This window comes from Streptomyces montanisoli (assembly GCF_017813245.1).
GTDB classification, from domain to species: domain Bacteria; phylum Actinomycetota; class Actinomycetes; order Streptomycetales; family Streptomycetaceae; genus Streptomyces; species Streptomyces montanisoli.
The window spans coordinates 1-11526 of the sequence record NZ_JAGIQL010000181.1; the positions used below are offsets into that span (position 1 = coordinate 1).

10 protein-coding genes and 1 pseudogene are annotated in these 11526 nt (G+C 72.8%); 6 read left to right on the forward strand and 5 right to left on the reverse strand.

What is annotated here, in order from left to right; all coding sequences use genetic code 11:
• Positions 1-146 precede the first annotated feature (146 nt).
• On the reverse strand, positions 147-1100 hold the full coding sequence (locus JFN87_RS28405; protein WP_209344576.1) for an NADP-dependent oxidoreductase: 954 nt from the start codon (positions 1098-1100) through the stop codon (positions 147-149).
• Between the two features lie 70 nt (positions 1101-1170).
• Between JFN87_RS28405 and JFN87_RS28410 the strand changes: the two genes are divergently transcribed.
• The gene (locus JFN87_RS28410; protein ID WP_245182190.1) at positions 1171-2265 is read left to right on the forward strand and encodes a GlxA family transcriptional regulator; all 1095 of its coding nucleotides are present in this window, start codon (positions 1171-1173) and stop codon (positions 2263-2265) included.
• 21 nt (positions 2266-2286) lie between these two features.
• Here the strand turns inward: JFN87_RS28410 and JFN87_RS28415 are convergent, their stop codons facing one another.
• Together JFN87_RS28415 and JFN87_RS28420 are read right to left on the reverse strand one after the other, a co-directional pair.
• Entirely contained in the window at positions 2287-3279 is a 993-nt protein-coding gene (locus tag JFN87_RS28415) for an SCO1860 family LAETG-anchored protein (RefSeq protein ID WP_209344578.1), read from the reverse strand.
• Between the two features lie 328 nt (positions 3280-3607).
• Positions 3608-4708, reverse strand: coding sequence for an amidohydrolase family protein (locus JFN87_RS28420; protein WP_209344580.1), 1101 nt, complete (start codon positions 4706-4708; stop codon positions 3608-3610).
• A gap of 104 nt (positions 4709-4812) precedes the next feature.
• On the opposite strand from JFN87_RS28420, the gene JFN87_RS28425 reads away from it, so the two are divergent.
• The 5 genes from JFN87_RS28425 (at position 4813) to thpD (ending at position 9893) form a co-directional block, all read left to right on the forward strand.
• The gene (locus JFN87_RS28425; RefSeq protein ID WP_307865621.1) at positions 4813-5964 is read left to right on the forward strand and encodes a pyridoxal-phosphate-dependent aminotransferase family protein; all 1152 of its coding nucleotides are present in this window, start codon (positions 4813-4815) and stop codon (positions 5962-5964) included.
• Between the two features lie 370 nt (positions 5965-6334).
• Positions 6335-6913 (forward strand): diaminobutyrate acetyltransferase, encoded by a 579-nt coding sequence (gene ectA / locus JFN87_RS28430; RefSeq protein ID WP_209344582.1) that lies wholly within the window; start codon positions 6335-6337, stop codon positions 6911-6913.
• Positions 6914-7074: 161 nt separating this feature from the next.
• Complete coding sequence (gene ectB / locus JFN87_RS28435) at positions 7075-8361, forward strand: diaminobutyrate--2-oxoglutarate transaminase (RefSeq protein ID WP_209344584.1); 1287 nt, start codon at positions 7075-7077, stop codon at positions 8359-8361.
• A 155-nt stretch (positions 8362-8516) separates the two neighbouring features.
• Positions 8517-8912, forward strand: a complete 396-nt coding sequence (locus JFN87_RS28440) for an ectoine synthase (RefSeq protein ID WP_030909010.1) — start codon at positions 8517-8519, stop codon at positions 8910-8912.
• Between the two features lie 81 nt (positions 8913-8993).
• Positions 8994-9893: an ectoine hydroxylase gene (thpD, locus tag JFN87_RS28445; protein WP_209344586.1), complete on the forward strand. Its 900-nt coding sequence runs from the start codon at positions 8994-8996 to the stop codon at positions 9891-9893.
• A 100-nt stretch (positions 9894-9993) separates the two neighbouring features.
• Here the strand turns inward: thpD and JFN87_RS28450 are convergent, their stop codons facing one another.
• Together JFN87_RS28450 and JFN87_RS28455 are read right to left on the reverse strand one after the other, a co-directional pair.
• On the reverse strand, positions 9994-11052 hold the full coding sequence (locus JFN87_RS28450) for an aminotransferase class V-fold PLP-dependent enzyme (RefSeq protein WP_209344589.1): 1059 nt from the start codon (positions 11050-11052) through the stop codon (positions 9994-9996).
• A 96-nt stretch (positions 11053-11148) separates the two neighbouring features.
• Positions 11149-11526: pseudogene (locus JFN87_RS28455) on the reverse strand (FUSC family protein); the annotation flags it as partial.

Sequence of the window (11526 nt, forward strand, 5' to 3'; positions counted from 1 at the left end):
GCGCTCCCTCGGCGTCTGGGGTTCAGCCGAGTGCCCTCCCGACCTGGCGGCCCACCGGACGGGGCGGGGCCGCCCCCGACCCGAGGCTCGCCGTCCGGGGCCGCGCCCCGGCAGGTCGGCGGCTGCCCGGGGCCGGGGGCGCTGCGTCAGCGGACGGTGATGACGAGCTTGCCCGTGGTGCGGCCCGTCTCGCCCTGGGCGTGTGCCTTGGCGCCCTCGGCCAGGGGGAAGGTGCCCGAGACATGGGCGCGCAGCCTGCCGTCGGCGGCGCGTTCGGCGATGGCGCGCATCCCGGCCTGGTCGTGCTCCACGAGCATCACGACGGCGCATACCCCCGCCTTCTCCGCCGCGGGCCCGGTGTCCTCGGCGCCGGGCAGCAGGGAGACGAGGACGCCGCCGGGGCGCAGGACGCTCACGGAACGCGTGGCGGTCTCCCCTCCGAGGGTGTCGAGGACGACGTCGTACGGCTCTTCGGCCGCGGTGAAGTCCTCCGAGCGGTAGTCGACGCAGGCGTCCGCGCCGAGCTCGCGCAGGAAGTCGTGCTTGGGCGCGGACGCCGTCCCGGTGACGTGCGCGCCGCGCTCCTTGGCGAGCTGCACGGCGAGGTGGCCGACGCCGCCCGCGGCGGCGTGGATCAGCACACGCTGCCCTTCCCGTAGGTCCGCGGTGTCGACGAGGGCCTGCCATGCGGTGAGCGCGGCCAGCGGCAGGGCGCCCGCCTGCACGTGGCCGATCCCGGCGGGCTTCGTTACGAAGGCGCGGGCGGGGCCCGTCACGTACTCGGCGTGGGAGCCGGCGCCGTACGGGTAGGGCAGCATGCCGAACACCTCGTCACCGGGTCGGAAGAGGGTGACGCCGAAGCCGGTCTCCACCACGGTGCCCGAGACGTCCCAGCCGAGGGTCATCGGCGGGGGCGGCAGGAAGACGGGCACGGCGCGGTGCTTGAAGTCGGTGGGGTTGAGCCCGGCCGCGTGCACGGCGACGAGGATCTGCCCCGGGCCTGGCGTGGGACGCGGCAGCTCGGTCATGCGGAGCACCTCGGGGCCGCCGAGGGCGGTCTGGTGCAGGGCGAGCATCACGGGGGTGTCGTTCGAGGTCATGCACCGATCCTTGCCCACGAGCCCGGCCGGGGGCGATGGCCAGGAGGTCATCGTCCGATACATTCCTGCCATGACCACCGACCACGCCGACCACGCCGCCCCCGCCGCCCGCGCCGAGGAGCCCGCGTGCCGGATGAACCCGGCCCCGCGCCCCGGCGCTCACAAGGTCGTCGTCCTCGCGCTCGACGGCGTGTACCCCTTCGAACTCGGCATCCCGCACCGCGTGCTGGGCTCCGCCGACCGCCGCTACGAGGTGGTGTCGGCGAGCGCGGACGGGCGCCCCGTGCGCACCGACTCCGACCTGATCGTCACGCCCGGGCACGGCCCCGAGGCGCTGGCCCGGGCGGACACCGTGGTCATCCCCCCGTACGCGATCCCGTGGGCCTCGGCCGCCGTTCCCGACCCGCGGGCACTCGCCGCCCTGTCCCGCGTCCGCCCCGGGGCGCGGCTGGTGTCCATCTGCACCGGCGCGTTCCTGCTGGCCGGCGCCGGGCTGCTGGACGGGCGCAGGGCCACCACCCACTGGGCGCTCGCCGACCGTTTCAGGGAGCTGTTCCCCCGGGTCGAGGTCGATCCCGACGTGCTGTTCGTCGACCACGGCGACGTGCTGACCTCGGCCGGGGCGGCGAGCGGCGTCGACGTCTGCCTGCACCTGGTGCGCCAGGACCACGGCAGCGAGGTGGCCAACCGGGTGGCCCGTCTCTGCGTCGTGCCGCCGTACCGGGACGGCGGGCAGGCGCAGTACATCGAGCGCCCGCTGCCGCCCGCGAGCACGGCCGGCACCGGGCCGACCCGCGACTGGGCGCTGCGGCGGCTCGAGCTGCCGCTGTCGCTGGACGAGCTGGCCTCGCACGCGGCGATGAGCACCCGCACCTTCGCCCGGCGCTTCCGGGAGGAGACGGGGCTCAGCCCCGGCCGCTGGCTCACCCAGCAGCGGCTGCGGAGGGCGCGTCACCTGCTGGAGTCCAGCGACCTGCCGGTGGAACGGGTCGCCCACGAGGTCGGCTTCGCCACCGCCACGTCGCTGCGGCGGCACCTGGCGGCGGACGCCGGGGTCGTCCCGTCCGCCTACCGGCGCACGTTCCGTGCCTCGGGCCCGGCCGCGGTGGGCGCCGCCGGCCCCGGGCTCGGGGCCGGGGCCGGGGCCGGGGCCGACGGCGGGTGACGGCGTCGTCGGACGGTGCCGTCAGTGCGACGCGCGCCGCTTCGCCAGGACGACCGCGCCCGCGCCCGCGAGCAGGAGGACCGCCGCGCCGCCCGCGATGTACGGCGTCGTCGAGCTGCTGCCCGTCTCCGCCAGGTCCTGGGCGGGCGACTTGGCGGGCTTCGGCTCCGTCGCGCTCTGGGCGCGCACGTCGGGCGCGGAGGGTGCGGCCTCGGACGGCTCGCCGGTCGCCGGCGTGGTGGGCTTCGACGGCGTGCCGCCGCCACCGTGGTGCCCGCCCGAGGGCTTCGGCTCGGTGCAGTCCGCCGTCGCGAGCTTCACCGACCCCTTGACGTCCGCCACGTTCAGCTGCAGCGGGTTGACGGAGACGTCGAGCGCCAGCGCCGTCGCAGCCGCCGTGCGCGAGGTGGTGTGCGTCTGTGAGAGTTCGAGGCTGACTTCGCCGACGTCCGGCACGCTGACCTTCGTCGGGCCGCCCGTCGACAGCGAGACGGTCTTGCCGAGCACGGTCACGTCGCCCAGCAGGTTCGCGCTCGCGCCGGGGTGCTTGCCCGCCTCGCAGGTGGCCTTCGCGGTGACCTGCCGCACCGCGATGAGCGAGAGCCTGCGCAGGCCCGGCACGTGCACCTTCGCGTTCACGATGTTGACGTAGCCCTCGGCCTTCCCTCCCGCGACCGTCGCCCTGGCGTCGGCGACGTCGGCGCTGACCATGCTGAACGGCCTGCCCTTGTCCACTCCGTCCACCGTCAGGCTGAGCGCCTTCTTGTCCGCGCTCTGCGGCGCACGCACCTCGTTGAGCGAGGTGTTCACCGGGACGTCGATCGTCTTGTTGAGGAGCGAGACGTCGAGGCCCGCCTTCAGCACGGCGGCGTGCGCCGCGCCGCCCCCGTGCTCCTCGACGCCCGTGGCCTGGGCGGGCGCCGCGAGGAGTACCGGGCCCGCCGCGAGCGCGGCCGCCGCCGTGGCGGCGGCGAGGCGGCGTGCGGACGTGCGGCGAAAGGTGTCGCTGTTCAAGTTGTGAAACCCCCACTGAGACATGGCGTCGCCGGCCGGCCGGCTGGGGACAGGGCGCGGCGGCGACTGAGACACCGGTCATCTTTACGCACTGTGAGTGAACGTGCGGAAACGCAGAGCTAGTTCACCCGAAAGGGGGGTTTCCGAGTCAGTATTCGATTTATGAGGCACGGGAGTTCACGGACGTCACTCCCGTGAGGCGCTCACCACGCAGTCGATACGTCGACTGCGCAACCGACGGTGAAGTGCCCAACGAGCAGAGCGGCCCGTTTGTCACGGCCCGTCAACCACGTGGCCGGGCGAGCGGCACGGTCAGCCGACGACGCGGTCAGCCGACGACGCGGCCGTTCAGCACCACCCGCCGCGGCGCGGTCAGCACGCGCACGTCCGCGCGCGGGTCCTCCTCGTACACCACCAGGTCGGCGGGCGCGCCCTCTTCGAGCACGGGGCGGCCGAGCCAGCGCCTGGCCCCCCAGGCCGTCGCGGACAGCGCGTCGACCGGCGGGATGCCGGCCTTCACCAGCTCCGCGACCTCAGCGCCCACCAGGCCGTGCGCCAGCGACCCGCCCGCGTCCGTGCCGACGTAGACGGGGACGCCGGCGTCCCAGGCGGCGCGCACGGTGTCGTAGCGTCGCTCGTGGAGCCGCTCCATGTGGGCGGACCAGCGCGGGAACTTGGCCGCTCCCCCGGCGGCGAGCCGCGGGAACGTCGCGATGTTCACGAGCGTCGGCACGATCGCGACGCCGCGCTCCGCGAACAGCGGGATGGTGTCCTCGGTCAGCCCCGTGGCGTGCTCGATGCAGTCGATCCCGGCCTCGACCAGGTCGCGCAGCGCGACCTCTGCGAAGCAGTGGGCGGTGACGCGGGCGCCGAGCCGGTGCGCCTCGGCGATCGCCGCCTCCACCGCGCCGCGCGGCCAGCAGGCCGTGAGGTCGCCCTCCTCGCGGTCGATCCAGTCGCCGACGAGCTTGACCCAGCCGTCGCCGCGGCGCGCCTCGCGCGCGACGTACGCGACGAGGTCGTCCGGCTCGATCTCGTGCGCGAAGTTGCGGATGTAGCGGCGGGTGCGCGCGATGTGCCGGCCCGCCCTGATGATCTTCGGCAGGTCCTCGCGGTCGTCGATCCAGCGGGTGTCGGACGGCGAGCCCGCGTCGCGCAGCAGCAGGGCGCCCGCGGCGCGGTCGCCGAGCGCCTGCTTCTCGCTGGTGGCCTCGTCGACCGGGCCGTGCTGGTCGAGGCCGACGTGGCAGTGCGCGTCGACGAGGCCCGGCAGCGCCCAGCCCGTCACCGTGCGCACGTCGTCCGTGTGCGCGGGGCGCTCGTACGTCACCCGGCCGCCGACCACCCACAGTTCGTCCACGGCCTCGTCGGGGCCGAGAAGCACCCTGCCCCGCACGTGCAGCGCCGGCGCTGCCGTCCCATCGCTCATGCGAGCACTGTACGAGACCGTGGGTACCCTCGTTCGAGCAGATCGGGCCGTGCGGAACAGGCCGCCGGCACGCCCCGCCGACGAACCACGGAAGAAGACCGGACGTGACACATCCCGCGCCCACCACTCCCCCGCGCAGCGCCCTGCTCGACCTCGCGCCGCCCACCGCCGCCGGTTTCGCCGCCGTCGAGCGCCGGGTGGCCGCGCTGCTCGGCACGGAGAACGACGTGGTGATCATGCAGGGTGAGGCCCTGCTGCCGCTCGAGGGGTGCGTGAAGGGCGCGGCGGCTCCCGGCTCCACCGCGCTGAACGTGGTGACCGGGCCCTACGGGCAGACGTTCGGCGACTGGCTGCGCGAGTGCGGCGCGACCGTGCACGACCTTGAGGTGCCGTTCTCCGGCGCGGCCACCGCGGAGCAGGTCGAAGCGGCGCTGGCGGCGCACCCGGAGACCGGCTTCGTCTCGCTGGTGCACGCGGAGGCCGCGACCGGCAACACCAACCCCGTCGCGGAGATCGGCGAGGTCGTGCGGGCGCACGGCGCGCTGCTGATGCTGGACGCGGTGGCGTCGGTGGCCGCCGAGCCGCTGCTGACGGACGAGTGGGGCGTCGGCCTGTGCGTGATCGGCGCGCAGAAGGCGATGGGCGGGCCCGCGGGTGTCTCCGCGGTGGCCGTGAGCGGGCGCGCGTGGGAGCGGCTCGCGAGCAATCCGCGCGCGCCGCGCCGCTCGTACCTGTCGCTGCTCGACTGGAAGGAGCGGTGGATCGACGCGGGCAGGCGCGCGCTGCCGCACGCCCCCGCCCAGCTGGAGATGGCGGCTCTCGACGCCTGCCTCGCGCGGATCGAGGAGACGGGACTCGCCGCCGTGCAGGCACGCCACCGGGCCGCCGCGACGGCGGCGAGGGCCGGTGTGCTCTCCCTCGGCGGCGGCCTGGAACCGTACGTGCGCGACGAGCGGGCGGCCGCCCCGGTCGCGACGACGCTGCGCACGCCCCCGGGGGCCGACGCGTCGGCGCTGGTGGCGAAGGCCCTGGCGGCGGACGCGTCCCTGCCGGTCGCCGCGGGCGGCGGAGCGCTGGCCGCGGCGATGATCCGGGTCAACCACTACGGTGCGAACGCCACGCTGGACGCGGTGACCGGCTCGCTGCGCGCGCTGGGCGAGGCGCTCGCGGGGGCGGGGGCGGGCGGGGCCGCGGGCGAGGTGGACACGGAGGCCTCCGTGCGTGCCGCGGCCGGTGCGTGGTCTGACGCTTTGTGACCGCTCATGATGTTCTTGTGATTCCCGCGCGGAATTACTATCGCGCGGGGCCAAGAATACGTTAAGTTGAGAATCAGAATTGAATCTCTTTTGCACGCAGCTTCCCGTCTTGCTTCTGCCCGGAATCCCCGGGGTTAAACGCCAAGATTTCGACAGGATGTTCAGCGTGATTCGGACATGTTTCCGGCCGTCATCCACTTGTGACCGAGTCCACAGCGAGCGGAGATTTGTCCGATAGTTCCGGGACAAATCATGACTATACGCCGCCGTCGGCGTTCGAAGTCGCGCCCGCGTGATAACACAAGAGCACGTTTCGCCCAACCCTTTTCCCGGATGCATCTTTTGAATTTGCTCGGTAAATTCAATCTGTATGACCGCCGCACAAGCAGACCTTGCAGGCGCCAGTGGCGAATTCACCTCATCGTCCCCGGGAGCACCATCCCAGGGATCATTCGTGATCGACACCCCACGAGTGGAGGACGGAGCCGCGATCTGGCGCATCGCCCGTGACTCCGAGGTACTGGACCTCAACTCCTCGTACAGCTACCTGCTGTGGTGCCGTGACTTCGCCGCCACGTCCGTCGTCGCGAGGGACACCGCCGGCGAGCCGATGGGCTTCGTGACCGGCTACGTCAGGCCGCAGCGCCCGGACGTGCTCGTCGTCTGGCAGGTGGCCGTCGACGACGCCCACCGCGGCAAGGGCATCGCAGGCGCCCTCCTCGACGAGCTGACCACGCGCGTGACCGGCGAACTCGGCGTCACCGCGCTCGAGACCACCGTGACCCCTGACAACGTTCCCTCGGATCGCATGTTCACCGCCTACGCGACGCGCCGCGGCGCGGCACTGGACCGCGAGGTCCTCTTCGCCGGCGGCCTCTTCCCGGAGGACGGGGACGCCGCGCACGCCCCCGAGGTCCTCTACCGCATCACGCCGCTGACCTCGGGCTGAGCCCCGCACGAACCGCACCGGCACGGCGCACGGCCCGACCGAGGACAGGCGCCGCGCCGCGTGCGGCACCGGGGCGGAAGCGCCCCATCGGGCCCGCTCGCCCCGCCGACCTCCCACTCGTCCCGGACAACCTCCGTTCCTCCGCACCGCAGGAGACCGCTGTGACCATCACCCCGCCCGCCCTGAGCGTCTTCGAGACCACCGAGTCCGAGGTGCGCAGCTACTGCCGCGGCTGGCCCGCCGTCTTCGACCGCGCGCAGGGCAGCCACATCACCGACGAGGACGGCCACACCTACCTCGACTTCTTCGCCGGAGCCGGCTCACTCAACTACGGCCACAACAACCCGGTGCTGAAACGCGCGCTGATCGACTACATCGAGCGGGACGGCATCACGCACGGCCTCGACATGGCCACCTCCGCGAAACGCGCGTTCCTCGAGTCCTTCCAGAACGTCATCCTGCGCCCGCGCGACCTGCCGTACAAGGTCATGTTCCCGGGCCCGACGGGCACCAACGCCGTGGAGTCCGCGCTGAAGCTGGCGCGCAAGGTGAAGAACCGCGAGTCCGTGGTCTCCTTCACCAACGCGTTCCACGGCATGTCGCTCGGCTCCCTCGCCGTCACCGGCAACGCCTTCAAGCGCGCGGGCGCCGGTATCCCGCTCGTCCACGGCACGCCGATGCCGTTCGACCACTACTTCGACGACAAGGTGCCGGACTTCCTCTGGTTCGAGCGGCTCCTGGAGGACCGCGGCTCCGGCCTGAACAAGCCCGCCGCCGTGATCGTGGAGACCATCCAGGGCGAGGGCGGCATCAACGTGGCGCGCCCCGAGTGGCTGCGCGCGCTGTCCGACCTGTGCCACCGCCACGACATGCTGCTTATCGTGGACGACATCCAGATGGGGTGCGGCCGCACCGGCCCGTTCTTCTCCTTCGAGGAGGCCGGGATCGTGCCCGACATCGTCACGGTGTCGAAGTCCATCAGCGGCTACGGCCTGCCGATGTCGCTGTGCCTGTTCCGCCCCGAGCTGGACGTCTGGGAGCCGGGCGAGCACAACGGCACGTTCCGCGGCAACAACCCGGCCTTCGTCACGGCCGCCGCCGCGCTGAACACGTACTGGGCCGACGGCCAGATGGAGAAGCAGACACTCGCCCGCGGCGAGCAGGTCGAGCAGGCCCTGGTGGGGATCTGCTCGGAGAGCGCGGGCGGCGGCGCCGAGTTCCGCGGCCGCGGCCTGGTCTGGGGCATCGAGTTCCACGACAAGCCCAGGGCCACCGCCGTGTGCCGACGCGCCTTCGAGCTCGGGCTGCTGCTGGAGACGTCAGGCCCGGAGAGCGAGGTCGTCAAGCTGCTGCCCGCCCTGACCGTCACCCCGGAGGAGCTCGACGAGGGACTGCGGACGCTGGACCGCGCCGTGCGCGACACCGCGCGCGTCCCGGCCGGGGTCTGAGCGCCCCCGCGCGACCAGCCGTACCTGGCCGTGCGGACCCAGTGGGGCGACTCCCACCGGGTCCCCGGCCGTCCACACACCCTGTACGCCGCCCGGGGGCTGCATACCAGCCCCCGGCGTCGTACGTTCGTAGAAGAGAAAGGCAACAACACACCGTGATCGTCCGTTCTTTCCAGGAGTTCAAGGGCACCGACCGCCACATCAAGGCCGAGTCCGGCACGTGGGAGAGCACCCGGATCGTCCTGGCCAAGGAGAAGGTCGGCTTCTCCCTGCACGAGACCATCATGTACGCGGGCACGGAGACGTCGATGTGGTACGCCAACCACATCGAGGCGGTGCTGTGCGTCGAGGGCGAGGCCCAGGTCACCGACGACGAGACCGGGCAGGTGTACGACATCACGCCCGGCACGATGTACCTGCTCAACGGCCACGAGCACCACACCGTGCGGCCCAAGTCGGACTTCCGCGTCATCTGCGTCTTCAACCCGCCGGTGACGGGCCGCGAGGAGCACGACGAGAACGGCGCGTACCCCCTGCTGACCGAGGACTGAGCACAGCCCCGGCACACCGAAGGATCGTTTGAACGCAACGAGGAAGTCCGGGATTCCACGGAATACCGGGGAAGGAAGACCATGACCACCGCCCCAGCCCGCCCCAAGGACCTCTACCCGACGCGTGGCGCCACCGAGGTGACCACCCCTCGCCAGGACCCGGTCGTGTGGTCCGTGCCGGACGCCCCGGGCCCGATCGAGCCCGCCGGCCTCGGCGCCTTCGAGCGCGACGGGTTCCTCGCGATCGACCAGCTGGTCGGGCCCGACGAGGTGGCGCGGTACCGCGCCGAGACCGACCGGCTGATCACGGATCCGGCCATCCGCGCCGACGAGCGCTCCATCGTGGAGCCGCGCTCGCAGGAGATCCGCTCGGTCTTCGAGATCCACAAGATCAGCGAGGTGTTCGCCTCCCTCGTACGGGACGAGCGCGTCGTCGGCATCGCGCGCCAGATACTGGGCTCGGACGTGTACGTGCACCAGTCGCGCATCAACCTCAAGCCGGGGTTCGGCGCGTCCGGGTTCTACTGGCACTCGGACTTCGAGACCTGGCACGCCGAGGACGGCATGCCGAACATGCGCGCCGTGTCTGTGTCGATCGCGCTGACGGAGAACTTCGACACCAACGGCGGGCTGATGATCATGCCGGGCTCGCACAAGTCGTTCCTCGGGTGCGCCGGTGAGACGCCCAAGGACAACTACAAGAAGTCGCTGCAGATGCAGGATGCGGGCACGCCCTCGGACGAGGGGCTGACGCGGATGGCGGACGCGCACGGCATCAAGCTGTTCACGGGCAAGGCCGGCTCGGCGACGTGGTTCGACTGCAACTGCATGCACGGCTCGGGCGACAACATCACGCCGTACGCGCGCAGCAACGTGTTCATCGTGTTCAACAGCGTGGAGAACTCCGCGGTCGAGCCGTACGCGGCCCCGATCCGGCGCCCCGACTTCATCGGAGCGAGGGACTTCACCCCGGTGCGGTGACGCTGCCCAGGTGAACGGGTGTGGGGACGGAGGACGGCCTCCGTCCCCACACCCGTGCCGGGGGCCGGGGCCGGGTCGGGGTTGGCGTGGTCGCACCGGGTCAGCCGGCGAGCGCCTCCAGCGCCCTGTCCACGTCCGCGTCCGTGTTGTACAGGTGGAAGGACAGCCTGAGGTTGCCCGCGCGCACCGACGCGTCCACGCCCGCCGCGCGCAGGGCCTCCTGCCGGCCGCCGAGTCCTGGCGCCCCCACCACGGCCGAGTCCCCCGCGGCGACGACGTCGTGTCCCGCCTCTGCCATGCCGGCGCGGAACCGCTTCGAGAGCGCCGTGACATGGGCGTGCACGGTCTCGACGCCGACCTCTTCCAGCAGCGCCAGCGAGCGCTCCGCGCCGTGGTACGCGAGGAAGGCGGCGGGCTCGTCGAACCGGCGTGCGTCCGGCGCGAGTTCGGTGACGGGCCCATAGGTGCTGCGCCACGGGTCGGCGCCGGCGAGCCACCCCGCGTGCAGCGGCGCCAGGGTCTCCTGGGCGCGCTCCGTGACGGTCAGGAACGAGGTGCCGCGCGGGCTGCACAGGAACTTGTAGCCGCCGGTGACGGTGTAGTCCCACTCCCCCGCCGACAGCGGCAGCCACCCCGCGGCCTGCGTGGCGTCGAGCAGCGTGCGCGCGCCGTGGGCCGCGGCGGCCTCCCGCACCGCGGGCAGGTCCGCGATCCGGCCGTCCGCGGACTGGACGGCGGACAGCGCGACGAGCGTGGTGCGCGCGTCGACCGCCGCGGCGAGCCGTTCCAGCGGCACCTGCCTGACGGTCAGGCCGCGCACCGAGAACGGCGTCAGGAGCGAGCTGAAGTCCCCCTCGGGCACGAGGACTTCGCCGTCCGACGGGACGGAGCCCGCGACCACGGCCACATGCACGCAGACGGCGTTGCCGACCGCGACTCGCTCGGCGGGCACGCCCACGAGCCGCCCGAACGACGCACGCGCCGCGTCCACCGACTCGAAGCTGCCCGCGCCCTGGCCGCCTCGGCCCGTCGCGTTGGCCGCGGCGAGCTCCTGCACGGCGGCCACCGCGCCGCGCGGCAGCAGGCCGCAGTTGGACGTGTTCAGATACGCGGTCTCCGGCGAGAATGCGGTGCCGCCCAGGCGGTTCGAGGTGTCCATGGGCGCCAGCCTGGATCAACCGGCAACCCACGTCAATCACCGCAGGACGCGCCGAATCGATAAGCACTCCTTATAATGCGGGCCTGCGTGCGGTGGTCAGGCGTGCCGTGCCGCGTCCAGTTCGATGTCGTGGCGCAGCTCGCCGTCCCGCTGCTGAACCGACAGGTACTCGGCGCGTGGCGGGTGCGCGGCGCCCGAGGCGATGAGCGTGTAGCGGCCCGGTTCGAGCCCCGCGACGCGGTACCTGCCGCCGACGGCGCGCACTCCGGCGCGGCGCTTGCCGCGGTCGTTGACCACCGTGATCCACGCGTCGCACCCGGCCGGGTGGTCGGCGCAGCGCAGGTGTCCAGTGACGGCCACCGCGCCCGACGCGGGGTACGCGTCCAGCGCCTGCGGCGCGTGCCGGGCGGCAGGCGCCGCTGAGATCGGAAGAGCGGGCGCCCGAGCCCCGGACACCGATGTAGTCGCGAGGCC

Bases quoted from the DNA above. Each gene is read 5' to 3' on its own strand.
- JFN87_RS28405 (WP_209344576.1), bottom strand. From the start codon at position 1,100: ATGACCTCGAACGACACCCCCGTGATGCTCGCCCTGCACCAGACCGCC.
- JFN87_RS28410 (WP_245182190.1), top strand. From the start codon at position 1,171: ATGACCACCGACCACGCCGACCACGCCGCCCCCGCCGCCCGCGCCGAG.
- JFN87_RS28420 (WP_209344580.1), bottom strand. From the start codon at position 4,708: ATGAGCGATGGGACGGCAGCGCCGGCGCTGCACGTGCGGGGCAGGGTG.
- ectA (WP_209344582.1), top strand. From the start codon at position 6,335: ATGACCGCCGCACAAGCAGACCTTGCAGGCGCCAGTGGCGAATTCACC.
- thpD (WP_209344586.1), top strand. From the start codon at position 8,994: ATGACCACCGCCCCAGCCCGCCCCAAGGACCTCTACCCGACGCGTGGC.
- JFN87_RS28450 (WP_209344589.1), bottom strand. From the start codon at position 11,052: ATGGACACCTCGAACCGCCTGGGCGGCACCGCATTCTCGCCGGAGACC.